Origin of the sequence: Paraburkholderia sp. USG1 (assembly GCF_031570135.1) — a bacterium.
Classification (GTDB): domain Bacteria; phylum Pseudomonadota; class Gammaproteobacteria; order Burkholderiales; family Burkholderiaceae; genus Paraburkholderia; species Paraburkholderia dioscoreae.
Window position 1 is genome coordinate 1 of sequence record NZ_JAMWXW010000043.1, and the last position, 24,772, is coordinate 24,772.

23 protein-coding genes are annotated in these 24,772 nt (G+C 64.1%); 15 read left to right on the plus strand and 8 right to left on the minus strand.

Features of this window, described 5'->3' with window-relative positions; translation table 11 throughout:
• The first annotated feature begins 3 nt into the window (after positions 1–3).
• Complete coding sequence (locus tag NE850_RS35655) at positions 4–843, plus strand: uracil-DNA glycosylase (protein ID WP_007180275.1); 840 nt, start codon at positions 4–6, stop codon at positions 841–843.
• 132 nt (positions 844–975) lie between these two features.
• Here the strand turns inward: NE850_RS35655 and NE850_RS35660 are convergent, their stop codons facing one another.
• The 4 genes from NE850_RS35660 to NE850_RS35675 form a co-directional block, all read right to left on the minus strand.
• Positions 976–1,572 carry an FMN-dependent NADH-azoreductase gene (locus NE850_RS35660; protein ID WP_011489945.1) on the minus strand — a complete coding sequence of 199 codons (597 nt, stop codon included), beginning with the start codon at positions 1,570–1,572 and terminating at the stop codon, positions 976–978.
• A 154-nt stretch (positions 1,573–1,726) separates the two neighbouring features.
• Positions 1,727–3,517, minus strand: a complete 1,791-nt coding sequence (locus NE850_RS35665; protein WP_310700098.1) for a PDZ domain-containing protein — start codon at positions 3,515–3,517, stop codon at positions 1,727–1,729.
• Between the two features lie 94 nt (positions 3,518–3,611).
• Positions 3,612–4,337 carry a DsbC family protein gene (locus NE850_RS35670; protein ID WP_007180273.1) on the minus strand — a complete coding sequence of 242 codons (726 nt, stop codon included), beginning with the start codon at positions 4,335–4,337 and terminating at the stop codon, positions 3,612–3,614.
• A 122-nt stretch (positions 4,338–4,459) separates the two neighbouring features.
• The gene (locus tag NE850_RS35675) at positions 4,460–5,632 is read right to left on the minus strand and encodes a UbiH/UbiF family hydroxylase (protein ID WP_007180272.1); all 1,173 of its coding nucleotides are present in this window, start codon (positions 5,630–5,632) and stop codon (positions 4,460–4,462) included.
• 396 nt (positions 5,633–6,028) lie between these two features.
• Between NE850_RS35675 and ychF the strand changes: the two genes are divergently transcribed.
• Entirely contained in the window at positions 6,029–7,123 is a 1,095-nt protein-coding gene (gene ychF, locus NE850_RS35680; RefSeq protein WP_007180271.1) for a redox-regulated ATPase YchF, read from the plus strand.
• Positions 7,124–7,235: 112 nt separating this feature from the next.
• Here the strand turns inward: ychF and NE850_RS35685 are convergent, their stop codons facing one another.
• Positions 7,236–8,210, minus strand: a complete 975-nt coding sequence (locus NE850_RS35685; protein ID WP_165187114.1) for a glycerophosphodiester phosphodiesterase family protein — start codon at positions 8,208–8,210, stop codon at positions 7,236–7,238.
• 321 nt (positions 8,211–8,531) lie between these two features.
• Between NE850_RS35685 and ugpB the strand changes: the two genes are divergently transcribed.
• The 7 genes from ugpB to NE850_RS35720 all read left to right on the plus strand — a co-directional run bounded on the left by ugpB (position 8,532) and on the right by NE850_RS35720 (position 16,523).
• The gene (gene ugpB, locus NE850_RS35690) at positions 8,532–9,857 is read left to right on the plus strand and encodes a sn-glycerol-3-phosphate ABC transporter substrate-binding protein UgpB (protein WP_007180269.1); all 1,326 of its coding nucleotides are present in this window, start codon (positions 8,532–8,534) and stop codon (positions 9,855–9,857) included.
• A gap of 65 nt (positions 9,858–9,922) precedes the next feature.
• Positions 9,923–10,807, plus strand: coding sequence for a sn-glycerol-3-phosphate ABC transporter permease UgpA (gene ugpA, locus NE850_RS35695; protein ID WP_310700099.1), 885 nt, complete (start codon positions 9,923–9,925; stop codon positions 10,805–10,807).
• A complete protein-coding gene (gene ugpE, locus NE850_RS35700) occupies positions 10,804–11,649 on the plus strand; it encodes a sn-glycerol-3-phosphate ABC transporter permease UgpE (RefSeq protein WP_007180267.1) in 846 nt (281 codons plus the stop codon). Before ugpA ends, ugpE begins: the two co-directional genes overlap by 4 nt.
• A 95-nt stretch (positions 11,650–11,744) precedes the next feature.
• On the plus strand, positions 11,745–12,833 hold the full coding sequence (locus NE850_RS35705) for a sn-glycerol-3-phosphate import ATP-binding protein UgpC (RefSeq protein WP_007180266.1): 1,089 nt from the start codon (positions 11,745–11,747) through the stop codon (positions 12,831–12,833).
• Between the two features lie 49 nt (positions 12,834–12,882).
• Entirely contained in the window at positions 12,883–13,182 is a 300-nt protein-coding gene (locus NE850_RS35710) for a DUF3761 domain-containing protein (RefSeq protein ID WP_310700100.1), read from the plus strand.
• Positions 13,183–13,425: 243 nt separating this feature from the next.
• Complete coding sequence (gene ettA, locus NE850_RS35715; protein ID WP_007180264.1) at positions 13,426–15,093, plus strand: energy-dependent translational throttle protein EttA; 1,668 nt, start codon at positions 13,426–13,428, stop codon at positions 15,091–15,093.
• A 308-nt stretch (positions 15,094–15,401) separates the two neighbouring features.
• Positions 15,402–16,523: a DUF748 domain-containing protein gene (locus NE850_RS35720; RefSeq protein ID WP_007180263.1), complete on the plus strand. Its 1,122-nt coding sequence runs from the start codon at positions 15,402–15,404 to the stop codon at positions 16,521–16,523.
• A 97-nt stretch (positions 16,524–16,620) separates the two neighbouring features.
• Here the strand turns inward: NE850_RS35720 and NE850_RS35725 are convergent, their stop codons facing one another.
• From NE850_RS35725 to NE850_RS35735, 3 genes are read right to left on the minus strand one after another with little or no spacing between them, the layout of a single operon-like run.
• Entirely contained in the window at positions 16,621–17,244 is a 624-nt protein-coding gene (locus NE850_RS35725; RefSeq protein ID WP_007180262.1) for an HAD family hydrolase, read from the minus strand.
• 31 nt (positions 17,245–17,275) lie between these two features.
• Positions 17,276–19,090 carry an aminopeptidase P family protein gene (locus NE850_RS35730; protein ID WP_310700101.1) on the minus strand — a complete coding sequence of 605 codons (1,815 nt, stop codon included), beginning with the start codon at positions 19,088–19,090 and terminating at the stop codon, positions 17,276–17,278.
• A 19-nt stretch (positions 19,091–19,109) separates the two neighbouring features.
• Positions 19,110–19,364 (minus strand): hypothetical protein, encoded by a 255-nt coding sequence (locus NE850_RS35735; RefSeq protein ID WP_007180260.1) that lies wholly within the window; start codon positions 19,362–19,364, stop codon positions 19,110–19,112.
• Between the two features lie 204 nt (positions 19,365–19,568).
• On the opposite strand from NE850_RS35735, the gene NE850_RS35740 reads away from it, so the two are divergent.
• The 6 genes from NE850_RS35740 (at position 19,569) to NE850_RS35765 (ending at position 24,760) form a co-directional block, all read left to right on the plus strand.
• Positions 19,569–20,279, plus strand: coding sequence for a response regulator transcription factor (locus NE850_RS35740; RefSeq protein ID WP_165187125.1), 711 nt, complete (start codon positions 19,569–19,571; stop codon positions 20,277–20,279).
• 63 nt (positions 20,280–20,342) lie between these two features.
• Positions 20,343–21,629, plus strand: a complete 1,287-nt coding sequence (gene hemA, locus NE850_RS35745; RefSeq protein ID WP_007180258.1) for a glutamyl-tRNA reductase — start codon at positions 20,343–20,345, stop codon at positions 21,627–21,629.
• Positions 21,630–21,752: 123 nt separating this feature from the next.
• Positions 21,753–22,835, plus strand: coding sequence for a peptide chain release factor 1 (gene prfA, locus NE850_RS35750; protein ID WP_011489964.1), 1,083 nt, complete (start codon positions 21,753–21,755; stop codon positions 22,833–22,835).
• A gap of 5 nt (positions 22,836–22,840) precedes the next feature.
• A complete protein-coding gene (gene prmC / locus NE850_RS35755) occupies positions 22,841–23,686 on the plus strand; it encodes a peptide chain release factor N(5)-glutamine methyltransferase (protein ID WP_007180256.1) in 846 nt (281 codons plus the stop codon).
• A 118-nt stretch (positions 23,687–23,804) separates the two neighbouring features.
• A complete protein-coding gene (grxD, locus tag NE850_RS35760) occupies positions 23,805–24,116 on the plus strand; it encodes a Grx4 family monothiol glutaredoxin (protein WP_007180255.1) in 312 nt (103 codons plus the stop codon).
• 44 nt (positions 24,117–24,160) lie between these two features.
• The gene (locus tag NE850_RS35765) at positions 24,161–24,760 is read left to right on the plus strand and encodes a UbiX family flavin prenyltransferase (protein WP_007180254.1); all 600 of its coding nucleotides are present in this window, start codon (positions 24,161–24,163) and stop codon (positions 24,758–24,760) included.
• Positions 24,761–24,772 lie beyond the last annotated feature (12 nt).

Below are 24,772 nucleotides of genomic sequence, written 5' to 3' on the forward strand. Positions count from 1 at the left end.
GCCATGACCTCCGCTTCCCCCACCCGCCCCAATCCGTCGCAAGCTTCGCTGTTCGGCGAGGCCGCCTCCCAACCGTCTACTGACATGACGACCACGCCGCAGAAATCCGGCGCCAGCGCGCCGCCGCCAACGCTCGAGGCGCAATTCGACGCGCTGCCGCCGGCATGGCGCGCACATCTCAAACCGTTCATCGAAAGCGACGCCTATACGCCGCTCTGCCGCTTCGTCGATGGTGAGCGCGCCGCCGGCAAAACCGTCTATCCCGCCGACGTATTCCGCGCGCTGCGCCTGACCAGTCCCGATGAAGTGAAAGTGGTGATCCTCGGCCAGGATCCGTACCACGGCGAAGACCGCGGCACGCCGCAGGCGCACGGGCTCGCATTTTCGGTGGCGCCGAACGTGCGCACGCCGCCGTCGCTGCGCAACATCTTCAAGGAGATTGCCGCAAGCCTTGGCCACGAGACGCCGCGTCACGGCTGTCTCGACACCTGGGCGAAGCAGGGCGTGCTGCTGCTGAACACGGTGTTGACGGTAGAGCGCGACTCAGCCGCCAGCCACGCAAAACGCGGCTGGGAAAAATGCACCGACACGCTGATCCACGAACTGGCGATGCGCCATGACGGCCTCGTGTTCATGCTGTGGGGCGCGCACGCGCAAGCCAAGCGCGCGCTGCTCGGCGGCAAGTCGCATTGCGTGCTGGAAGCACCGCATCCGTCGCCGCTGTCGGCGCATCGCGGTTTTCTCGGCTGCGGGCATTTCGCCAAAGCCAACGAATATCTCGCACAGCACGGCCGCGAGCCTATCGACTGGCGCCTGCCCCACGAAGCGCAAATGCTCGCCTGAAAACGCCGGCATCGCGGCATGATGCATCGGCGAAACATCTACGCATCAAAGAAAAAACGCCACGGACTCAAATCGGTGGCGTTTTTCATTCCATCGAGCGATTCGCCGCATATCGAAGCGGCGCGGCCAGCCTTACGCGGCGGCGATCGCTTCGCGGGCGGAAGCCAGCGCGGCGCTGGCAGCGTCCGGGCCCATGTTCAGACCTTCGGCGTAGATGAAGCTCACGTCGGTCATGCCGAGGAAGCCGAGGAAGCTTTTCAGGTACGGCGTCTGGCTGTCGTTCGGCGTGCCCAGATACTTGCCGCCGCGTGCCGACACCACGTAGACCTTCTTGCCTTTCACGAGACCTTCCGGACCGTTCGCCGTGTATGCGAACGTGATGCCGGCGCGTGCGATGAAGTCGAAGTACGTCTTCAGTTGCGACGAGATGCCGAAGTTGTACATCGGCGCGCCGATCACCACGATGTCGGCGGCTTGCAGTTCGGCGATCAGCGCTTCGCTGCGCGCTGCGATCGCAGCTTGTTCGGCCGTGCGTTGGTCAGCCGGCGTAAAGAACGCGCCGAGGACGGCGTCGTCCAGATGCGGCAGCGGTTCAGCTTGCAGATTGCGGACGACGACTTGCGCGCCCGGATTCGATTGTTGCAGCTTTGCGGTCAGCTCGTTGACGAGTAGCGTCGAGTTCGCGCCTTGCGAGCGGGCTGCCGAGTTGATTTGCAGGATCGTGGTCATGGTTGACTCCAGTTGGGGCGCGCAGTGTTGCGCGAGTGGAGCCATTGTGTTTTTTTGCCGCACCCTGAACAAGCCATCCGGCGGCGACGGATTGTTGCAGTGGTAGAACAATCCGCCACACTCCGCCGCCCAAGAGCGACGGCCCGGATGACGATCAGCGTGCCAGCCAGTGCTCGCGTGCCTTGCGAGCGGCGGCCCGCCTGTCGCTGACGGCGAGCTTGTAGCGCGCCACCTCAGGCCCGTCCAGCTTGACTTGCGTGGTGCGCAACTCGTCGCGGCGGAAGGCGTGAACCTCGACTTTCGCGCCCGGCTGGTAGCGCGCGAGCAGCCCGTCAAGATTCGAGCCGGTCACGCGCAGGCCGTCGAGCGCGATCAGCACGTCGCCGGCCGAAAGCCCGGCTTTCTGCGCGGCGCCGCCCTCATGAACCGCTGCGAGCGTGCAATCCGCGCCGCCGCGCACGCGTGCGCCGAGCGACGGCTTGCCGTTCTTGTCGAGCTCGGGCGCAATGGCGACGCCGAACGGCGCGAGCAGCGTGTCGAGCGGCAGATCGCGCGTGCCGTGCACGGCTTCGGCGAACAAACCGGTCAGTTTCGCGCCGGTCGCTTCCGCGAAAAGCGCCTCGATCTCGCTTTCTTCGACACCGACCGGCTTGCCGCGATAGAACTCACGGCCGAAGCGCTGCCACAGCAAGCGCATCACGTCGTCGAGCGATTTGCGGTTGTTGGTCTGCGCGCGGATCGTCAGATCGAACGCGAGCGCGACGAGCGAGCCCTTGGTGTAATAGCTGACGATCGCGTTCGGCGCGTTCTCGTCCTGCCGGTAGTATTTGACCCACGCGTCGAACGAGCTTTCCGCGACGCTCTGCTTGAGACGCCCGCTGCCGCGCTGCACGCCGCCGATCACCTTGCCGAGCAGGCCGAAATAGTCGTCCTGCGAAATCAGGCCGCTGCGCACGAGGATTAGATCGTCGTAGTAAGACGTGAAGCCTTCGAACAGCCACAGCAGCGACGTGTAGTTTTCGACGCTCAGGTCGTACGGCGCGAACACGGCCGGCTTGATGCGCTTCACGTTCCAGGTGTGGAAGTATTCGTGGCTGCACAGGCCGAGATAGGTCCGGTAGCCTTCGGTGCGCGCCTCGCGCCCTTCCACCGGCAGATCGCCGCGATTGCAGATCAGTGCGGTCGAAGCGCGGTGTTCGAGGCCGCCGTACCCATCGGTGACGGCCTGGGTCATGAACACGTAGCGATCCACCGGCGCTTTCTTCGACTTGGGCTCGAACAACGCGATCTGCGCCTCGCAAATGCGCTTCAGATCGGCCGACAGACGCGCCATGTCCAGCCCGACCACGCGCCCGGCGATCACGATGTCGTGCGGCACGCCGTGCGCCTTGAACGTCGCCAGTGCGAATTCACCCAGCGCGACGGGATGATCGATCAACTCGTCGTAGTTCTGCGCGCGGTACTCGCCGAAACCATAACGCTTCGTGCCGCGCGCTTCCGGCAGCGCGGTGGCCACACGCCAGTTGCGATACGCCGCGCCGTCCGGTTTCTGGATCTCGACCACGCACTGTGCTTCCTCGTGACCGAGCGGCGAGAGGAAGACGCTCGTGCCGTTGAAAAAGCCCGTCGTGTCGTCGAGATGCGCGGCGCGCACCGACAGATCCCACGCGTAGACCTCGTAGCGCAGCGTCAGCGCGCCTTTGACCGGCGCGACCTGCCACGTGTGCTTGTCGGTCTTTTCGACGCGCACCTTGCGGCCCGCGTCGTTGAAAGCGCGCAGCGTCACGATGTTGCGGGCGAACTCGCGCACCATGTAGCTGCCCGGAATCCACACCGGCAACATGAAACGCTGGCCGGCCGGATCGGGATCGGCGACGGTCACGGTGACTTCGAACAGGTGGGCGGCGGGCTGCTTGGGAACGATGGTGTAGCGGATCGGCTTCATCGGCGGCGATTAGAAGTGTTCTGGCGGGGATGGTCGGGCTTGATGCGAAAGGAGGCGCACGTCGCGCCTCCTTTGCCGGATGGGTTGTGCGTGCTCAGCGCACCGCGGACATTTCCTTGTCCAGCCGGTCGGCCGGCACGGCGCCGGGCAGACGGCGGCCGTCCGCGAGAAACACCGTGGGCGTGCCGTCGACGTTCATGGCGTGGCCGAGCGCGAGGTTCTTGTCGATCGCGGCGGTGTCGCAGGTGCCGGCGGCGGTGGGCGCCTGATGGTTCTGCATCCATGATTCCCATGCCTTCGCGCGGTCCGTTGAGCACCAGATCGACTTCGACTTCGCGGTCGAATCCGGCGACAGCACCGGGTACAGGAAGGTATAGATCGTCACGTTGTCGATCGACTTGAGCGACGTTTCGAGCTGCTTGCAGTACGGGCAGTTCGGGTCGGAGAATACGGCGATCTTGCGCGCGCCGTTGCCCTTCACGACTTTCACGGCGTTTCCGAACGGCAGGCTAGCGAAATCGATACGGTTGGTTTCCGCCAGACGCGCCTCGGTCAGATTCTTGCGGGTCTTCGCGTCGACCATGTCGCCGAGCAGCAGATAGTCGCCGTTCGCGTCGCTATACACGATCTGCGTGCCGAGGTTCACTTCGTACAGGCCGGCAATCGGCGACTTCGTCACGCTCTTGATCGTCACGTCCGCGAGACGCGTTTGCAGCGTGGCCTTGAGCTTGTCGGTAGTCTGGTCGGCCTGTGCCGAGCAGCCGATCGTGACGGCTGCGATGGCAAGCGCGGCGGCCGCGATGCGGAAAGTCTTTTTCATGCTGAATTCCTGGGTTCAAGCGCGCGTTTGGCGCGTTTCGTGACGGTCCCGATCTGACCGGAACCGCGTCCATCCGTTCATGATACCTGTCTGGCCGGCTGCGGCACGCCGGACCGCGCGCTTCAACCGAGCGCGGCCGACACCAGCCAGCGCTTGATGAACGGCTGCGCCCCGACGAAAGCCATACCGGTATTGCGCAGTGCCTTGGCGAAAGGACCGGGAACGGAAAACAGTTTTTGCAAACCGTCGGTGGCGATCATCAGCGCCCGGATGTCTTCGCGGCGCGCGCGTTCGTAGCGGCGCAGCAGCACCATGTCGCCGAGATCGCGGAACGACTCCTTGCCGGCGACGGTATCGGCGAGCGCCGCGACGTCGCGCAAGCCAAGGTTCATGCCCTGCCCGGCCAGCGGATGGATCAGATGCGCGGCGTCGCCGACCAGCGCGACGCGCGGCGCCACCAGCCGGTCCACCGTTTGCAGCGCGAGCGGGAAACCTTGCGCGGGCGTCACGCAGTCGAGCGCACCGAACTGGCCGCCCGTCACGCGCTCCACCTCCGCGGCAAGCTGCGCCGGATCGAGCGCGACCAGTTGTTCGGCGTGCTCGGTGCGCGCCGACCACACCAGCGAAACATGGCCGTCCGGCATGGGCAGCAGTGCGATGATCTCGCCGTCCTTGAACCATTGACAGGCAGTCTCGCCGTGCGGCTTCTCAGCCTTGAAATTGGCGACCACGCCGGTCTGCCTGTAGTCGCGCCGGTCCATTTTCGAGCCGATCTGCGCCCGCACCCACGAGTGCGCGCCGTCCGCGCCGACCACCAGATCGGCTTCGAGCACATTGCCGTTAGCCAGCCCAACGCTGGCGCTGTCAGCGGTGAAGTCGAGCGCCTGAGCGCGCGTGTCGATCCAGGTGAGATTCGGCTGGAAGCGCAGCGCCGCATCCAGCGCGCGCTCGATCACCGACGACTCGACGATCCACGCCAGTTGCGGCACGGAAGCCTGAAACGCGGAGAAATGCAGCTCGGCGTGCGCGTCGCCGTAGACGCGCATGTCGTAGACGGGGCCGAGCCGCGTCAGATCGAGCGCCTGCCAGACCCGCAAACGCTCCAGCAGAGCCTGTGAGCTCGACGACAGCGCGTAGACCCGCGAGTCGAAGCTGGCGCCGGGAGGCAGCGCCGCGCAAGGTTGCGCGAGCAGTGCCACGCGCAGCCCGCCTTGCGTGAGCGCGAGCGCCGCGGTCTTGCCGACGAGCCCGCCGCCGATCACGGCCGCGTCAAAGGTCTGGTGGTGTGCGTTCATCCGCGCATTATAGCCGCGGGGGTTGCGAGGGACGGATCGACGCGCGCGGCATTTGCGCCCGGACAAGCGCGCCGCTATTCACAGATGACCGGCCGCCGCCAGCGCCGCGTTCGCCTCGCGCAGCCGCGTCGATTCGCGGCTGGAAGGCAGGCGCCTCCGGGCGCCACCCTGGACGGCAAGCGCCGCTCGCCCTCCGCCGCCGCAGTCAGCCCATCCGAACGGGTTACAATTACGCTTTCCGTGAAAACTCGCACCCGGTCGTCGAGCCAACGCCCCGATCCGGTGTCTTGTCCCGCTCCGCTGCATTTGTCCGCCACGCCACACGCGAAGGCTTCCCGAATCCTGCACACAGCGTCGAGCGCGTCACGCAACTTACTGAATCACTGAAGGATTTCCATGAGCCTCAAATGCGGCATCGTCGGCCTGCCTAACGTCGGCAAGTCCACTCTGTTCAATGCGCTGACCAAGGCGGGCATTGCCGCCGAAAACTATCCGTTCTGCACGATCGAGCCGAACGTCGGCATCGTCGAAGTGCCGGACGCGCGGCTGAAGGCGCTCGCTGAAATCGTCAAGCCGGAGCGCATCCTGCCGGCCGTGGTGGAATTCGTCGACATCGCCGGTCTCGTGGCCGGCGCGAGCAAGGGCGAAGGTCTGGGCAACCAGTTTCTCGCCAACATCCGCGAAACGGATGCGATCACGCACGTGGTGCGCTGCTTCGAAGACGAGAACGTGATTCACGTCGCGAACAAGGTCGATCCGCTGTCGGATATCGAAGTGATCAACACCGAACTGGCGCTGGCCGACCTCGCCACCGTCGAAAAGGCGTTGGCGCGCTATTCGAAGGCGGCCAAGTCGGGCAACGACAAGGAAGCCATCAAGAACGCCGCCGTGCTGGAAAAAGTGCGCGCGCAGCTCGACCAGGCCAAGCCGGTCCGCGCGCTCGACCTCTCGGACGAAGAAAAAGCCACGCTCAAGCCGTTCTGCCTGATCACCGCCAAGCCGACCATGTACGTGGCCAACGTGAAGGAAAACGGTTTCGAGAACAATCCGCACCTCGACGCGGTCACGAAGTTCGCGGCCACGGAAAACGCGCCGGTCGTCGCCGTGTGCGCTGCGATCGAAGCGGAAATCGCCGACCTCGACGAAGCCGACATGGAAGTGTTCCTCGCCGACATGGGCATGGAAGAACCGGGCCTGAACCGCGTGATCCGCGCCGCCTTCAAGCTGCTCGGCCTGCAAACCTACTTCACGGCCGGTGTGAAGGAAGTGCGCGCGTGGACAATCCATATCGGCGATACGGCGCCGCAGGCTGCGGGCGCGATTCACACGGACTTCGAGCGCGGCTTCATTCGCGCGCAGACCATCGCGTTCAACGACTTCATCACCTACAAGGGTGAGCAAGGCGCGAAGGAAGCCGGCAAGATGCGCGCGGAAGGCAAGGAATACGTCGTGCACGATGGCGACGTGATGAACTTCCTGTTCAATGTGTGAGTATTGAGTTCGAGCCTCGGCTTCGGCGCGAGGCGGTCACGGGTGGAAACCTGAGCGCCGCCGCCCGCCGCCGCTGACCTCGGAAGAGCCCGCCTTGCGCGGGCTCTTTGCTTTACTGCCGGCCGGTCGTGCCGGCACGCGCACACTGCAGCGGCAACGCGATACCGTCCCTGACGGCCGCCATCTTCGACGGCGAATCCGCGAGCACCGCGTCGATGCCGAGGCACGCCGCCGTCCGGTAATCGTCCGCATCGTTCACGGCAATCGCGACGATTCGCACGCCGGGCTTCTGCCGGAAGCATGCGACGGTGGCGGCCGTCCACAGCGTAGCATGGACATCCGAGCGCCCTTCTCCCAACGTGAACTTCTCGACCACCGTCACCGCGCGATGCAACTCGAACGCGCTCATGGCGTGTTCGGCCGGCGCGTCCACACAACCCTGATGCAGCAGCACACGCACGAGCCGCCCACGCGTCGCATCGCGTGATTCGAATAGCCTGGCTTGCGGATAAGCCGCAAAAGTCTTTTGATAAGCCGCTTCTGTCGAATAGATCGACACCCGCTGCCACGCGTTTTCTTCATCGAGCAAGCGCGCGACCGCCTGAGTTTGCGGTTCGGCGGGCAGCGCCTTCATGTCGAGGATGACCGGCATGCCTGCCGGCATGCTGCGCAGGGCCTCGCGCAATGTCGGAATGCCCAAAGGGCGATCGCGGTAGGGATACGTGTCTGCGCGCTGGAACTTCCACCCGGCATTCACGCGCGCAAGTTGTGCCGCCGTATAAGCAGACACCGGCCCTTTCGCGTCGGTCAACGCCGACAGATCAGCCGGCCGATAGAGAACCGGCACACCGTCCCTGCTCAACTGCACGGTGAGCCACATCGCATCGGCGCGATTCGAGATCGACAGCCGAATCGCTTCGAGCGTATTCTCCGGCGCATCGCCCGTGCCGCCGCGATGCGCGATGATCGCCGGTAACGAGCTCACCTGGGCGACGACATTCTTCGTCGGGACGGACGTGAGCGAACAACCCGTCAATGCGGCGCTTGCGATGCAACTACCTGCGACAAATCGTACTGAACTCAGCATCTGGAATCCTGATTAATACGCACCGGGGCGTAACGTACACGAGACGGGCACGACCCAAACCAACGCCTATCATGCCCGCGCGCAAACGGCCGCGTCCAGCGAACGAGGCTCGGCCCTGCTCGCATGCAAACTTGCACGTTCCAACGCTGGCTGTTTCCGTTTTGTGACACCGATGTTAAATTGCGGCATTCGGCACCCGTCAAAAAACGGCGTACGCCGCCCGGCAGCCGACGCCGGACTGTCATCGAACACAAATAGAATCGCGCGATTCGCATCAGCGCCCGTTCCGATCAGCAACCATGTTGCATGGGAGACAAATCGATGAGTTTGAAGCCGCTAATCCGTTCGCTTGCCGTTGCCGCCGTGTTGAGCGCCGGCCTCAGTCAGGCGGCCCACGCCGCAACAGAAATCCAGTTCTGGCACGGCATGGAAGCCGCGCTGGGCGAACGGCTGAACGACATTGCCAACGCATTCAACACGTCGCAAAGCGACTACAAGATCGTGCCGATCTTCAAGGGCACCTACGACCAGACTCTCGCTGCCGGCATCGCCGCGTATCGCAGCGGCAATGCGCCGGCCATCCTGCAGGTCTATGAAGTCGGCACCGCCACGATGATGCAGGCGAAGAAGGCCGTGATCCCCGTATCGGAAGTATTCAAGCAAGCCGGCGTGCCGCTCGATGAAAAGGCCTTTGTGCCGACCATCGCGAGCTATTACAGCGACGCGAAAACCGGCGAGCTGATCTCTATGCCGTTCAACAGCTCGACACCGGTGCTGTACTACAACAAGGACGCGTTCAGGAAAGCCGGGCTCGACCCGAACCAGCCGCCGAAAACCTGGGCCGAACTGCAGACCGACGCACAGAAGCTGAAGGCGTCGGGCATGGCGTGCGGCTATTCGTCCGGCTGGCAGAGCTGGATTCAACTCGAGAACTACAGCGCGTGGCATGGCGCGCCGTTCGCGTCGAAGAACAACGGCTTCGACGGCCCGGACGCGCAACTGGAATTCAACAAGCCGCTGCAGGTCGCGCACATCCAGTTCCTGCAGAACATGCAGAAGGACGGCACGTTCACCTACGTTGGCCGCAAGGACGAACCGGTGTCGAAGTTCTATAGCGGCGACTGCGGGATCATCACCAACTCGTCGGGGTCGCTCGCCACGATCAAGAAGTACGCGAAGTTCAACTTCGGCACCGGCATGATGCCGTACGACGCCAGCGTGAAGGGCGCGCCGCAGAACGCGATCATTGGCGGAGCGAGCCTGTGGGTGCTGTCGGGCAAGGATCCGGCGGTGTACAAGGGCGTGGCGAAATTCCTCTCGTATCTGTCGTCGGCGCCGGTTGCCGCGAAGTGGCATCAGGACACCGGCTATCTGCCGGTCACCACCGCCGCTTATCAACTGACGCAGCAGCAAGGCTTCTACGAGAAGAACCCGGGCAGCGATACCGCCATCAAGCAGATGCTCAACAAGCCGCCGCTGCCGTACACGAAGGGCTTGCGTCTGGGCAACATGCCGCAGATCCGCACCGTCATCGACGAAGAGCTCGAACAGGTCTGGGCACAGAAGAAAACGCCGCAACAGGCGCTCGACGCCTCCGTGTCGCGCGGCGATGAACTGCTGCGCCGCTTCGAGAAAGCCGGTAATTAAGCGGGCAGGGCTTCGGTGCGCTCGCGCCGAAGCCAGTGCTTGCAGCAGAACCTTGGAAATCATCGATGGAAAAGCGCTCCAGCTTCGGCTCCAGCCTGCTGCCCTACCTGCTCGTCGCGCCGCAACTCGCGATCACGCTGCTGTTTTTCCTGTGGCCTGCCGGTGAGGCTCTCTGGCAATCCACGCAAAGTCAGGACGCGTTCGGCACGTTGAGCGAGTTCGTCGGGCTTGCCAACTTCAAGCAGCTCTTTGCTGATCCGCTTTACCTGTCGTCGTTTTATACGACGCTGATCTTCTGCGCGCTCGTCACGGTGTCGGGGCTCGTGATTTCGCTACTGCTCGCGGTCTGCGCCGATCGTGTGACACGCGGCGCCAGGACATATCAGACGCTCCTGATCTGGCCGTACGCGGTCGCGCCCGCAATCGCCGCCGTGTTGTGGTCGTTCCTGTTCAACCCGAGCATCGGCCTCGTCACTTATGCGCTGGCCAAATACGGCATTGTGTGGAATCACGCGCTGAACGCGGGCCAGGCAATGTTCCTCGTGGTGCTCGCGTCCGTCTGGAAACAGGTCAGCTATAACTTTCTGTTCTTCTACGCCGGCTTGCAGGCCATTCCGCGCTCGCTGATCGAAGCGGCGGCGATCGACGGCGCCGGTCCGGTGCGACGCTTTTTCGGCATCGCACTGCCGCTTCTGTCGCCGACCAGTTTCTTCCTGCTGGTGATCAACATCACCTACGCGTTCTTCGACACCTTCCCTGTGATCGACGCGGCAACCGGCGGCGGTCCGGCGCAAGCCACCCGCACGCTGATCTACAAGATCTTCGCCGAAGGTTTCCAGGGGCTCGACATCGGCAGTTCGGGCGCGCAGTCGGTGATCCTGATGGTGATCGTCGTCGCGTTGACGGTCGTGCAATTCCGCTTCATCGAACGCAAGGTTCAATACTCATGATCGAGAACCGCCGCGGTTTCGACCTCTTCTGCCACGCGGTGCTGATTCTGGGCGTCGTGCTGGTGGTGTTTCCGGTGTACGTCGCGTTTTGCGCGGCGACCATGAGCGAGCACGAGGTGTTCAGCGTGCCGCTTTCGCTGGTGCCGAGCACGCATTTGTTCGAGAACATCGCGACCGTCTGGTCGCAAGGCAGCGGCAACGCGGCGGCGCCGTTCGGCCGCATGCTGTTCAACAGCCTCGTGATGGCGCTGGTGATCTCGATCGGCAAGATCGCGGTCTCGATGATTTCCGCGTACGCGATCGTGTTCTTCCGTTTCCCGTTTCGCAACCTCGCGTTCTGGCTGATCTTCATCACGTTGATGCTGCCGGTCGAAGTGCGCATCTTTCCAACCGTACAGGTCGTGTCGTCGATGCATCTGAGCAACACGTATAGCGGTTTGACGTTGCCGCTGATCGCCTCGGCCACCGCGACTTTCCTGTTCCGCCAGTTTTTCATGACACTGCCGGACGAACTCATGGAAGCCGCACGGATCGATGGCGCAGGCGCCATGCGGTTTTTCTGGGACGTCGTGTTGCCGCTGTCGAAGACGAACATGGCGGCGCTCTTCGTCATCACGTTCATTTACGGCTGGAATCAGTACCTGTGGCCGATTCTGATCACGAGCCAGCAGTCGCTGACCACGGCTGTTGTGGGCATCAAAAGCATGATTGCGTCCGGCGACACCGCGACCGAATGGCACCTGGTGATGACCGCGACACTGCTCGCGATGCTGCCGCCGCTCGCCGTGGTGCTGACGATGCAGCGCTGGTTCGTGCGCGGACTCGTGGACGCGGAGAAGTGAGCGGCGCTTCAGCGAGCATTTTTCATGCATTGGAATAGACACCACCGCGGACAACACCGCGCGATCCGCGGCAAGCAACGAAAGGCTAAAACGGCATGGCTGCACTGACTCTGCAAGGTGTTAAAAAAACCTACGACGGCAAACAGTTCGTGTTGCACGGCATCGACGTGGACGTTGCCGACGGCGAGTTCGTCGTGATGGTCGGTCCGTCCGGTTGCGGCAAATCGACCTTGCTGCGGATGGTGGCGGGACTCGAACGCATCTCCGAGGGCACTATTTCGATCGCTGGCAAAGTGGTCAATCAACTGGAGCCGAAGGATCGCAACATCGCGATGGTGTTCCAGAACTATGCGCTCTATCCGCACATGAGCGTGGCCGAGAACATGGGCTACGCGCTGAAGATCGCGGGCGTGGACCGCGCGCAGATCGAAAAACGCGTGCAGGCCGCCGCGCAGATTCTCGAACTCGAAGCGCTGCTGCAACGCAAGCCGCGCGAGTTGTCCGGCGGGCAACGGCAACGCGTCGCAATGGGTCGCGCGATCGTGCGCGAGCCGGCCGTGTTTCTGTTCGACGAACCGCTGTCGAATCTCGACGCCCGACTGCGCGTGCAGATGCGGCTCGAAATCCAGCGTCTGCATGCGCGACTTGCCACCACGAGTCTGTACGTGACGCACGATCAGATCGAAGCAATGACTTTGGCCCAGCGCGTGATCGTGATGAACAAGGGCCACGCCGAGCAGATCGGCGCGCCGACCGAAGTCTATGAGCGGCCCGCCACGGTGTTCGTCGCGAGCTTCATCGGCTCGCCGGGAATGAATCTGCTGGAAGGCCGCGTGTCGGACGACGGTGCGCTTTTCGAAGTAGCCGGTAACGGTCCGAAACTGCCTTTGACAGGCGTGGTATCGATCGGCCGCGAAGTCGCCAAAGGACGCGAGTGGACGCTCGGCATCCGCCCGGAACACATGAGCCCGGGCCAGCCAGACGCGCCTCACGCGACGCTCACCGTCGATTCCTGCGAACTGCTCGGCGCGGACAATCTGGCGCACGGCCGCTGGGGCAAGCATGACGTGACAGTGCGCCTGCCGCACGCGCATCGGCCCGCAGCGGGCGAAGCGCTGCAAGTAGCGCTGCCCGCGCAGCATCTGCATTTCTTCGATCCGGCAAGCGGAAGACGCGCCAATTGACGCCCGATAAAACCCACGGGCGGTCCAAATAACGGGCACTCGAAAAACCATGACAAGCTTGACTCGCGAGACCCTGCGCGCCTGCGCGGCAATGACGGCGGCGCTGGTGTTCAGCGTGTCGTCCGCGTTCGCCTATGTGGCGCCCGGCACGACGCCCGACGAAGCGAACCTCAGCAATCACAACACCTATACCAATCGCGACGGCAACACCGTGCACGCGCCGGCCCGTTCCCTATCCGGCAAGGCGCCGGAAGGTGCGACTGCGCGCTGCCGCGATGGCACGTACAGCTTCAGCCGGCACCGCAGCGGCACGTGCTCGCGGCACGGCGGCGTGGCGGATTGGCTCTGAGCATCCGAACCGCCCCTGGCCGAACGGACACCCGCAGACACCCACTGCCGTCCGGCACCCGCGCCGAAGTACAATGCCACCTGAAGAAGCCGCCCGCGCGCGAGGCGTCGCGAAGTTCGACGCCGCGCTCCACGCCGCGCCGGCCGGCACCGGGCGCTCCGCCCGGCCATAACACCGATTACCCATCCACCCACGGCAGCCCGCCCCTTCGCGGCCGGCGTCGTCAACGTCTATTGCAAGCAAATGGCCCAATACGTCTTCACCATGAACCGGGTCGGCAAGATCGTGCCACCCAAGCGTCAAATCCTGAAAGACATCTCGCTGTCGTTTTTTCCCGGCGCGAAGATCGGTCTGCTCGGCCTGAACGGCTCGGGCAAGTCGACGCTGATCCGCATCATGGCCGGTGTGGACAAGGACATCGAAGGCGAAGCCACGCCCATGCCGAACCTGAACATCGGCTATCTGCCGCAGGAACCGCAGCTCGATCCGAACAAAACCGTGCGTGAAACGATCGAGGAAGGTCTCGGCGACGTGTTCAACGCGCAGAAGAAGCTCGACGAAATCTACGCGGCTTATGCCGAACCGGACGCCGACTTCGACGCGCTCGCCGCCGAGCAAGCCAAGTACGAAGCGATCCTCGCCACCTCGGACGGCGGCAACGCCGAGCAGCAGATCGAAATCGCCGCCGACGCACTGCGCCTGCCGGCCTGGGACGCGAAGATCGAACATCTGTCGGGCGGCGAAAAGCGCCGCGTCGCGCTGTGCAAGCTCCTGCTCGAAAAGCCGGACATGCTGCTGCTCGACGAGCCGACCAACCACCTGGACGCGGAATCGGTCGACTGGCTCGAACAGTTCCTCACGCGCTTCCCGGGCACCGTGGTCGCCGTGACTCACGATCGCTACTTCCTCGATAACGCCGCCGAGTGGATTCTCGAACTCGACCGCGGCCACGGCATTCCGTGGAAGGGCAACTACAGCAGTTGGCTCGACCAGAAGGAAGAGCGCCTGAAGCAGGAAGAATCGTCGGAGTCGGCGCGCCAGAAAGCCATCAAGAAGGAACTGGAGTGGGTGCGCCAGAACCCGAAGGGCCGTCAGGCGAAGTCGAAGGCGCGTATCGCCCGCTTCGAGGAACTGAATAGCCAGGACTACCAGAAGCGCAACGAGACCTCGGAAATCTTCATTCCGGTCGGCGATCGTCTGGGCAATGAAGTGATCGAGTTCAAGAACGTCAGCAAGTCGTATGGCGACCGTTTGCTGCTCGACAACGTCAGTTTCAAGATTCCGGCGGGCGCGATTGTCGGCATCATCGGACCGAACGGCGCGGGTAAGTCCACGCTGTTCCGCATGCTCACCGGCCGCGAGCAGCCGGATTCGGGCGAGATCGTGCAGGGCCCGACCGTCAAGCTCGCGTACGTGGATCAAAGCCGCGATGCGCTGGACAGCTCGAAGACCGTGTTCGAGGAAATCTCCGGCGGCGCGGACGTGCTGACGGTCGGCAAGTACGAAACGCCGTCGCGGGCGTATATCGGCCGCTTCAACTTCAAGGGCGGCGACCAGCAGAAGATCGTCGGCAATCTGTCGGGTGGTGAACGCGGCCGGCTGCATCTGGCCAAGACGCTGATCTCGGGCGGCAACGTGCTGCTGCTGGACGAACCGTCGAACGACCTCGACGTCGAAACGCTGCGCGCGCTCGAAGACGCCTTGCTCGAATTCGCCGGCTCGGTGCTGGTGATCTCGCACGATCGCTGGTTCCTCGACCGGATCGCCACGCACATCCTCGCATTCGAAGGGGATTCGCAAGTCACGTTCTTCGACGGCAATTACCAGGAATACGAAGCGGACAAGCGCGCGCGTCTCGGTGAAGAAGGTGCACGTCCGAAGCGTCTGCGTTACAAGCCGATCGCGCGATAAGTGCCGAACCGGGCGGCTTGCGCGTGACTTGTCGCTTGTGACGACGCGCGAGCCGCGTTGACGGCCGCTTGCCGCGCAAGGCACGACGGCGGGTATTTCGCGCCACAGCGCGGCAGATGCCGCGAATTACCCGGCGTCGCCCGATGAGGGGTACGGCACACGCATTGCGTGCCACGACGTGATACATGTCATCGTGGTGGGGCGCGTGCGCTCCGCCCGAACGATCCCATTCAAGCGCGCGCCTATCCGGCGAGCGCGCAGGCCAATCACTGCCACACCGCCCGGAACGCGGTGACGAGGAGGCAAGCATGGCGATGTCGAAGGGCAAGCGCTGGGCCGTCGCCGTAGGCGGCGTGCTGCTGGTGCTGATCGTCGTCGTGGTCGGCGGCCTGCAGTTCGCGCAACGCGAGGTCAAGGAGCGCGTGATCGCGGCGCTCGGGCCATTGGGCAGCGCCGAAACCATCGATGTCGGACTAACCTCGGTCCGTCTCACCAACGTCCTTCTCAAAGCGCCGCCTGGCTGGCCGGCCGGCGACCCGCTGCGGGCGGACGAAATCACGCTGACACCGGACATTCGCGATCTGATCGCGCGGCGCATGCATATCCGCAGCGTGGTGGTGCGCGGCTTCGACATCGCCGTGCTGCGCACGAAAGACGGCGCGATTCGCCTGATGCCGAATCTGCGGCAAACCGTGAACCAATCCGACACGGAAGCCAGCGGCGCGGCCGCCCCCGTTCCCCGCGAAAAGCAGGTCGATCACATCAGTTTCGAGCAGGGCAACTTCCACTTCTACGACATGACGGTCGGGCCGCCGCCGTTCAAAGTGACGGTCAGCGATGCCAATGCGACCGTCGACAATCTCCGTCTGCCCGCCCTCACCGAGCCGACCAGCATCAATGTCACCGGTTCGATCAAAGGGCCGGCGCATACGGGCACGGTGTCGTTCGGCGGCTGGATCAAAATCGCCAGCAAGGATTCGCAGACCAGCAGCAAGCTGCGCGGCGTCGACCTCGTGATGCTCGACCCGTACCTGATCAAGAAAGCCGGTGCGAAGGCACAGGTGACCGGCGGCACGGTCGACCTGACAGTCGACTCGACGGTGCGCAACTATCAGCTGCACGCACCCGGAACGCTGACGGTCCACAATCTGCAACTCGCCGACAGCGGCAACCCGCTCGATACCTTCATGTCGATTCCGACCAAAGCCGCGGTCGCCGCGCTCAAAACGCACAACGGCGACATCACGCTGCATTTCGTTCTGGACGGAAATCTGCGCGACCCGAAATTCTCGGTGCAGGAAGGACTGATGAAGCGCATCGGCACCGGCTTTGCCAAGGCGCTCGGCGTGAGCGTGGGGGACGTGGCAAAAGACGCGGGACAAACCGTGAAAGGCCTGGGTAACGCGTTGAAGAATCTGCTTGGCCAGTAGGTCGGTCGGTTGGGTAAGAAACGCGCCTAAATAAACAGGCGAAGCGGCGCCGCTGGAACGGAAGACGCGCCGCCTTACCGTCAGAGCCGCCGCAGCGTCACGCCGGCAATCCCAACTCGCGCAGTTTCGCTTCGGTTTGCGCGGCGCTGGTGTGATGCACGCCGTGCCAGCCCAGCGCGGTCGCGGCCTCGGCGTTCTTCAGGTTGTCGTCGATAAAGACGAGCTCGGCGGGCTCGATGCCTGGCAGTTGCACTTCGATCCGCTCCAGCATGGCCGCGAAGATGGCCGGATCGGGTTTCACCAGCCCCACCCGCCCCGAGACAACGATGTCGCGAAATCGCCGCAGCACCGGGTAATGCTCCCACGCATACGGAAAGGTCTCCGCCGACCAGTTGGTCAACCCGAAGAGCGGCACCTCGGCCGCTTCGAGCTTTTCCATGATCGCCACGCCCTCTTCGAGCACGCCGGCCACCATCTCGTGCCAGCGTTCGTAGAACGCGCGGATCAGCGTTTCGTGATCGGGAAACTTCGCGACGAGTTCCTCGGTGGCTTCGACGAGCGGCTGGCCGCCGTCCTGACGGATCACCCAGTCCATCGAACAGACGTGCGTCAGAAACCAGCGGCGCTCGGTCTCGTCAGGAATCAGCTCCCGATATAGATACTCGGGGCTCCAGTCGATCAGCACGCCGCCGAAATCGAACACCACTGCCTTGATGGCCATGCACGCTCCGTGAGCAAATTCCCGATTGCGATCAGATGGGTTGCGTGCGCAACTCCAGCCATGCTTTGGCGTCGCCCGACACGTGCGGCGCCAGACGCGTGCGCACGGTCTCGTGATACGCGTTCAGCCACGCGCGTTCGTCCTCGCGCAACAGCGACAGATCGAGGCAACGTGTGTCGATCGGGCACAGCGTCAACGTCTCGAATTTGAGGAAGTCGCCGAACTCGGTCTGGCCGGCAGGCACGTTCAGCACGAGGTTCTCGATCCGCACGCCCCATTTTCCCGGACGGTAAATGCCCGGCTCGACCGAGGTGATCATGCCCTCTTCCATCGCGGTCCACGGTTCGGCCGGCGCATAGTGCGAAATCACCTGCGGGCCTTCGTGCACGTTCAGGAAATAACCCACGCCGTGACCGGTGCCGTGGCCGTAATCGGCGCCGGCTTCCCAGATCGGCGCGCGGGCGATTGCGTCGAGCATAGGCGAACGGATACCGCGCGGAAAGTGCGCGCGCGAAAGCGCCATCGTGCCCTTGAGCACGATCGTGAAATCGCGCCGCTGTTCTTCGCTGATGGTGCCGACGGGTACCACACGGGTGATGTCGGTCGTGCCGCTCAGATACTGCGCGCCGGAGTCGATCAGCAACAGGCCGTTGCCCTCGATCACCGAGTGTGATTCCTCGGTGGCGCGGTAATGCGGCATCGCGCCGTTCGCGTTGAAGCCGGCGATCGTCGCAAAGCTCAGCGACACGAAGCCCGGACGGCGCGCGCGGGCCGCCGTCAAACGTTCGTCGATAGTGAGTTCGGTGATCGTTTCGCGGCCCAGCGCGCCCTCGAACCAGGCGAAAAATTCCGCCAGTGCCGCACCGTCCTGTTCCATCGTCTCGCGCACATGCTCGGCTTCCGCCTCGGTCTTGCGCGACTTGAAGAAGGTGGACGGATTGACGGCCTCGATCACCTTGACCGTGGCCGGCACCGATTGCAACGAGCCGAACGTAATGCGGCGCGGGTCGATCAGCAGCGTGCTGCCAGCGGGCAGCGCGGCCAGCGCGTCCGCAGCTTTGGCATACGGCTCGACGCTGATGCTGTCTTTCGCCAACGCCTCGGCCAGTGCCTGCGGCACCTTGCCGTCAGCGACGAAGAGCGACGCGCGATCAACTCCGATCAGCGCGTGCGCCACGAATACCGGGTTGTAGCTGACATCGGCGCCGCGCAGATTCAGCAGCCAGGCGAGGTCGTCGAGCGTGGAGATGAAATGCCATTGCGCGCCCTTGTCCGCCATTGCACGGCGAATCTGTGCGAGCTTGTCCGAACGGGCGACGCTCGCGTGCGGCGCGGCATGCTCGAACACGGCGGCCGCCGGCAGCGACGGACGCTGCGGCCAGATCGCGTCGAACAGATCGACGTTTGTGCGCAGTTGCACGCCGCGCGCGCTCAGCGCCTGGCTCAAGGCCCGCGCCGCCGCCACGCCGAGCACGGCGCCGTCCACGCCGACCGTGCCGCCTGCCGGCACGTTCTGCGCGAGCCATTCGAAATGCGGCGCAGTCTGCTGGCCGCCGGTCATCTTCATCAGCTGAACGCCGGTCCCAGCCAACTGCGCGTTGGCCTGTTCCCAATAGCGGCTGTCCGTCCAGACACCCGCGAAATCGGCGGTGACGATCAGCGTGCCGGCCGAGCCGGTGAAGCCCGACAGCCACTGCCGGCCTTGCCAGCGCCCCGGCAGATACTCGGACAGATGCGGGTCCGCGGACGGCACGAGGTAGGCGGCGACGCCTTCGCGCGCCATTGCGTTGCGCAAAGTGGCGAGCCGTTCGGGAATGGAGGAGGTTTCGGGAAGTCGGGCATTCATCGGAGTCACCTGCAAATATTCATCGACGGGAAAGCACGCCGACCGTCACGGCAACGGCGATCAACGAGACGGCGGTGCATACCGGCCATTCGAGCGTATCACCGTCATGGAAGAGACCAGTCACGTTGCCGGCCATGTGCGCGACGGCCGCGCCCAGCACCCCGGCCAATAGCGCCACCCACCACCGCGCGCAGCTTGCGCGTCGCAGCGGATGCAGCCACCAGCCCGCCAGGCCGATCGCCGCCCCCAACACTACGAGGCCGGGCCACCCCATTAACGGCTGGCCTCGCGCAGTTTCGGATTCGTCTCATGGGCGCAAGGGGCCAAAACAGCTAGCATTTTTGTCTCATTAACTATAGAAGCTCAGCACGGCGCTTTCCGCATAGCGGTTGAGTTTAGGGGTCGGGGTGATGTTAGGCAAGTTGTAAGCCTTACGAAAAAGCCTGGTCCCCGGTCATTGCCACGCTGAAAGCGCGCCATGCGAATCGCCCTTATCGAGCCGGACTTGCGGCACGCGGAACTGGTCGGCCGGCTGGTTTTCGCCGGTGGCCACCTGTGTCAGCACTTCACCGCGAGCGTCCCGTTTCTGGCTCGCGCCAACGACGAATTCTTCGACCTTCTCATCACCGAAAGCTGGGCTGGCGACCACTCCGCGGAAGACGTCATCCCGCGCGCCCGCGCTATCCTGCCGGGCTTGCCGGTGATCGTGCTGATGTCGGCGCCGCGCGAAAGCCAGATTGTCGCCGCGCTGCACGCCGGCGCCGACGACTGCCTGACCAAACCGGTCCGCGGCCCCGAGATGCTGGCCCGGGTGGACGCGCTCCTGCGCCGCGCCGGCTTGCGGCGGCCGCCCAACCGGCGGCGCGACATCATCGGCGAATATGCGTTCGACGCGGCGCAGTTCGCCGTCACATTCCGTAACCGGACGGTCACTCTCACGCCGAAGGAATTCCGCCTCGCGCTACTGTTCTTCAGCAATCTGTCGCGGCCGGTGTCGCGCGCGCATATTCTCGAAAACGTCTGGACGCGCCGCCGCGACGTAAGGTCGCGCACGGTCGACACGCACGCGTCGCGCGTGCGCAGCAAATTGCAGCTTCACCCCGAACACGGTTACTGCCTGACACCGCTTTACGGCTACGGCTATCAGCTCGACGCGATCCCGCTGGAAGCCGTTGCGGCGGTCGAATGACGTCTGCGCAATGTGAAAATCGTGGAAACGCTATAATATTGAGCTAAACCATAGCTCCCCCAAATGCAGCTTCTAACGATCGGAATCAATCACCACACTGCGCCTGTCGCCTTGCGCGAACGCGTGGCGTTTCCGCTCGAACAGATCAAGCCTGCATTGGACACCTTCAAGAGCATCTGGCTCGGCCCGTCGGCCCGCACGGCGCCGGAAGCGGCGATTCTCTCCACCTGCAATCGCACCGAGCTTTACTGCGCGACCGACGACCGGGCCGCGCGCGAAGCCGCGATCCAGTGGCTGTCCCGATACCACAACCTGCCCATCGGCGAACTCGCGCCGCACGTCTACGCGCTGCCGCAGTCGGAAGCCGTGCGCCATGCGTTTCGCGTTGCATCGGGGCTGGATTCGATGGTGTTGGGTGAGACGCAAATCGTCGGACAAATGAAGGATGCGGTGCGTACCGCGTCCGAAGCCGGCGCGCTCGGCACCTATCTGAACCAGTTGTTCCAGCGCACCTTCGCCGTGGCGAAGGAAGTGCGCAGCACGACCGAAATCGGCGCGCAGTCGGTTTCCATGGCCGCCGCCGCCGTGCGCCTCGCCCAGCGGATTTTCGACAAGGTCGCGAACCAGCGCGTGCTGTTCATCGGCGCGGGCGAAATGATCGAGTTGTGCGCCACACACTTCGCTGCACAGCAACCGAAGGAACTGGTGGTCGCGAACCGCACGGCCGAGCGCGGCACGCGCCTCGCCGAGCGCTTCAACGGCCGGGCCATTCCACTGTCGGAACTGCCTTCGCGCATGCATGAGTTCGACATCATCGTGTCGTGCACTGCGTCCACGTTGCCGATCATCGGCCTGGGCGCTGTCGAGCGGGCGGTGAAAGCGCGCCGTCACCGGCCGATTTTCATGGTCGATCTGGCCGTTCCGCGCGATATCGAACCCGAAGTCGGCCAGCTCGAAGACGTGTTTCTGTATACCGTCGACGACCTCGGTGCGATCGTCCGCGAAGGCAATGCTTCGCGGCAAGCCGCAGTTGCGCAGGCCGAAGCGATCATCGAAACGCGCGTGCAGAATTTCATGCAATGGCTCGACGCACGCAGCATCGTGCCGGTGATCCGCCATATGCACACGCAAGCCGACGTGCTGCGTCGCGCCGAGGTGGAGCGCGCGCAGAAAATGCTCGCGCGCGGCGACGATCCGGCCGCCGTGCTCGAGGCGCTGTCGCAGTCGCTCACCAACAAACTCATCCACGGCCCCACGCACGCGCTCAATCGCGCGAGCAGCGAGAACCGTGACACGCTCATCGAACTCATGAGCGGTTTCTACAAACACTCCGGTTCCACGGAGCGTTAGCGGCGCAGCTAGCGCCGCGCTGTCCGGGCCACCGCAAGTGGCCCGCGACGTGCTTCTGACCCAGGGCATCCGCCCACCCCCCTAGTTGTCGTCCTTGCCGGAGCCCGCTCCGATACCCGTCCGATGAAAACGAGCATGCAACGCAAGCTCGACCAGCTCACTACCCGGCTGGCCGAACTGAACGATCTGTTGAGCCGAGAGGACATCACCTCGAATCTCGACCAATACCGCAAGCTCACGCGGGAACACGCCGAGCTCGGGCCGGTGGTCGAGCACTACGCGCTGTGGCGCCAGGCCATGAACGACGCCGCCACCGCGCAGGAACTGCTGGCGGACGCCTCCATGCGCGACTTCGCGGAAGAAGAAATTCGCGCGGCGCGCGAGCGCATGGACAAGCTCGGCGCCGAGTTGCAGAAAATGCTGCTGCCGAAAGATCCGAACGACGATCGCAATATCTTCCTCGAAATCCGTGCCGGCACGGGCGGCGATGAATCCGCGCTGTTCGCGGGCGACCTGCTGCGCATGTACCTGCGCTATGCCGAGCGCAACCGCTGGCAGGTGGAGATGATGTCGGCGAGCGAATCCGATCTGGGCGGCTACAAGGAAGTGATCGTGCGGATTGCCGGCGAAGCCGCCTATTCGAAACTGAAGTTCGAGTCCGGCGGCCATCGCGTGCAACGCGTACCGGCTACTGAAACCCAGGGCCGCATTCACACGTCGGCGTGCACGGTCGCGGTCATGCCGGAAGCGGACGAAATCGGCGAAGTCGAGATCAATCCTGCGGATCTGCGCATCGACACATTTCGCGCGTCCGGCGCGGGTGGGCAGCACATCAACAAGACCGATTCGGCGGTGCGGGTCACGCACTTGCCGACCGGCATCGTCGTCGAATGTCAGGACGACCGCTCGCAACACAAGAACAAGGATCGCGCGCTGAAGGTGCTGGCCGCGCGCATCAAGGACAAGCAGTCGCATGAGCAGCAGGCGAAGGAAGCCGCCACGCGCAAGAGCCTGATCGGCTCGGGCGACCGTTCGGAGCGGATTCGCACGTACAACTTCCCGCAAGGGCGGCTGACCGATCACCGCATCAACCTGACGCTCTATCGTCTCGACGCAATCATGGACGGCGATCTGGACGAACTGATCGCGGCACTCGTCAGCGAGCATCAGGCCGAATTGCTGGCCTCGCTCGGTGATGCGGACTAACGCGCATGACTACTTCGGCCACGCCAGCCGCGCTGATGCGCACCTCGCCACTGCCGCCGCTCGAAGCGCGGATCCTGCTCACGCACGTGCTCGGCTGGCGGCCCACGCAGTTGATCACACGCAGCGACGAGCCGCTCCAAGCCGAAGTGGTCGAGCGTTACCGGGCGCTGGAAGCAAGGCGCGCAGCCGGCGAGCCGGTGGCGCAACTGGTCGGCGCCCGGGAATTTTTCGGGCTGAATTTCGAAGTCACGCCGCACGTGCTGATACCGCGCCCCGAAACTGAATTGCTGGTCGAAACCGCGTTGGCGGCGCTGGAAAACCTCGCACGGCCTCGCGTGCTCGATCTCGGCACCGGAACCGGCGCGATCGCCGTCGCGATCGCATCCATGCGGCCCGACGCGCAGGTCTGGGCGCTCGACCGCTCCGCCGAAGCGCTGGCGGTGGCCACGCGCAACGCCGCCCGCCTGCTCGACGCGAAGCGCCCCGGCGGCGCCGTGGTGTTGACGCAAAGCGACTGGTACGGCTCGCTCGACGCCGCGCTGCGCTTTCACGTGATCGTCAGCAATCCGCCGTATATCGCGAGCGGCGATCCGCATCTGGCGCAAGGCGATCTGCGCTTCGAACCGCGCGGCGCGCTCACCGACGAAGCCGACGGACTCAGCGCCATTCGCGCCATCATCGCCGGCGCGCCCACCCGGCTTGCCGCCGGGGGCGTAGTGTGGATCGAGCACGGCTACGATCAGGCTGAAGCCGTGCGCGAACTGCTGACGGCACAAGGTTTTATGCAAGTCCGCTCGGAGCGCGATCTTGCCGGCATCGAGCGGATCAGCGGCGGACGTTTGGGCGGCTGATCCGCATCGCCTAATATCCACAAAGGTTGAAAGGGCAAAGCAGCGCTCGGCCTGCCGTATCGAAATCCGCTATCATTTCAGCCTATTCCCTACACATCTCGGAACCGCAAGGTCAGTCATGGATACGCAACAACGCATCAAGCAAATCGTCGACGACAACGCCGTCGTCCTCTTCATGAAAGGCACCGCCCAGTTCCCGATGTGCGGCTTTTCGGGCCGCGCCATCCAGATCCTGAAGGCGTGCGGCGTCGGTGAAATCAAGACCGTCAACGTGCTCGAAGACGACGAAGTCCGCCAGGGTATCAAGCAGTTCTCGAACTGGCCGACCATTCCGCAGCTCTATGTGAAAGGCGAATTCATCGGCGGTTCGGACATCATGATGGAAATGTACGAATCGGGCGAACTGCAGCAATTGTTTGCCGCGGCCTGAGCGGCCACGGTCCACACGCTTGCATTCCTAAAGCGCCGCGAGCCATGCAAACACGCACTGCGGCGCCGCGCCGGCTGATCGTCGCGATCACCGGTGCGACGGGTGCCATCTACGGCATCCGGCTGCTCGAAACGCTGCGCCGGCTGGGCGGCGTAGAAAGCCACCTGCTGATTTCGAGCGCGGGCTGGCTCAATATCCAGCACGAACTCCGGTTGAGCAAAGAGGATGTCCATCCGCTCGCGGATGTCGTCCATTCGGTGCGCGACGTCGGCGCGAGCATCGCGTCCGGCTCTTTTGCCACCGACGGCATGGTCGTCGCCCCCTGCTCCATGAAGACGCTCGCCAGCGTCGCACACGGTTTCTCGGACAATCTGATCACGCGCGCCGCCGACGTCACGCTCAAAGAACGCCGCCGACTCGTGCTGCTCGTGCGCGAGACGCCGTTCAATCTGGCGCATCTGCGCAACATGACGGCCGTCACCGAAATGGGCGGCGTGATCTTTCCACCCTTGCCGGCCTTCTACAACCAGCCCGCTTCCATCGACGAAATGGTCGATCACACCGTAGCGCGCGTGCTGGATCTGTTCGCGCTCGGACCGGCTTTGGCGCCGGCGTGGACCGGGCTGCGCGGCACTCAGGAATAGCGAACCTAGCAG

Bases quoted from the DNA above. Each gene is read 5' to 3' on its own strand.
- NE850_RS35655 (WP_007180275.1), top strand. From the start codon at position 4: ATGACCTCCGCTTCCCCCACCCGCCCCAATCCGTCGCAAGCTTCGCTG.
- NE850_RS35660 (WP_011489945.1), bottom strand. From the start codon at position 1,572: ATGACCACGATCCTGCAAATCAACTCGGCAGCCCGCTCGCAAGGCGCG.
- NE850_RS35665 (WP_310700098.1), bottom strand. From the start codon at position 3,517: ATGAAGCCGATCCGCTACACCATCGTTCCCAAGCAGCCCGCCGCCCAC.
- NE850_RS35670 (WP_007180273.1), bottom strand. From the start codon at position 4,337: ATGAAAAAGACTTTCCGCATCGCGGCCGCCGCGCTTGCCATCGCAGCC.
- NE850_RS35675 (WP_007180272.1), bottom strand. From the start codon at position 5,632: ATGAACGCACACCACCAGACCTTTGACGCGGCCGTGATCGGCGGCGGG.
- ychF (WP_007180271.1), top strand. From the start codon at position 6,029: ATGAGCCTCAAATGCGGCATCGTCGGCCTGCCTAACGTCGGCAAGTCC.
- NE850_RS35685 (WP_165187114.1), bottom strand. From the start codon at position 8,210: ATGCTGAGTTCAGTACGATTTGTCGCAGGTAGTTGCATCGCAAGCGCC.
- ugpB (WP_007180269.1), top strand. From the start codon at position 8,532: ATGAGTTTGAAGCCGCTAATCCGTTCGCTTGCCGTTGCCGCCGTGTTG.
- ugpA (WP_310700099.1), top strand. From the start codon at position 9,923: ATGGAAAAGCGCTCCAGCTTCGGCTCCAGCCTGCTGCCCTACCTGCTC.
- ugpE (WP_007180267.1), top strand. From the start codon at position 10,804: ATGATCGAGAACCGCCGCGGTTTCGACCTCTTCTGCCACGCGGTGCTG.
- NE850_RS35705 (WP_007180266.1), top strand. From the start codon at position 11,745: ATGGCTGCACTGACTCTGCAAGGTGTTAAAAAAACCTACGACGGCAAA.
- NE850_RS35710 (WP_310700100.1), top strand. From the start codon at position 12,883: ATGACAAGCTTGACTCGCGAGACCCTGCGCGCCTGCGCGGCAATGACG.
- ettA (WP_007180264.1), top strand. From the start codon at position 13,426: ATGGCCCAATACGTCTTCACCATGAACCGGGTCGGCAAGATCGTGCCA.
- NE850_RS35720 (WP_007180263.1), top strand. From the start codon at position 15,402: ATGGCGATGTCGAAGGGCAAGCGCTGGGCCGTCGCCGTAGGCGGCGTG.
- NE850_RS35725 (WP_007180262.1), bottom strand. From the start codon at position 17,244: ATGGCCATCAAGGCAGTGGTGTTCGATTTCGGCGGCGTGCTGATCGAC.
- NE850_RS35730 (WP_310700101.1), bottom strand. From the start codon at position 19,090: ATGAATGCCCGACTTCCCGAAACCTCCTCCATTCCCGAACGGCTCGCC.
- NE850_RS35735 (WP_007180260.1), bottom strand. From the start codon at position 19,364: ATGGGGTGGCCCGGCCTCGTAGTGTTGGGGGCGGCGATCGGCCTGGCG.
- NE850_RS35740 (WP_165187125.1), top strand. From the start codon at position 19,569: ATGCGAATCGCCCTTATCGAGCCGGACTTGCGGCACGCGGAACTGGTC.
- hemA (WP_007180258.1), top strand. From the start codon at position 20,343: ATGCAGCTTCTAACGATCGGAATCAATCACCACACTGCGCCTGTCGCC.
- prfA (WP_011489964.1), top strand. From the start codon at position 21,753: ATGAAAACGAGCATGCAACGCAAGCTCGACCAGCTCACTACCCGGCTG.
- prmC (WP_007180256.1), top strand. From the start codon at position 22,841: ATGACTACTTCGGCCACGCCAGCCGCGCTGATGCGCACCTCGCCACTG.
- grxD (WP_007180255.1), top strand. From the start codon at position 23,805: ATGGATACGCAACAACGCATCAAGCAAATCGTCGACGACAACGCCGTC.
- NE850_RS35765 (WP_007180254.1), top strand. From the start codon at position 24,161: ATGCAAACACGCACTGCGGCGCCGCGCCGGCTGATCGTCGCGATCACC.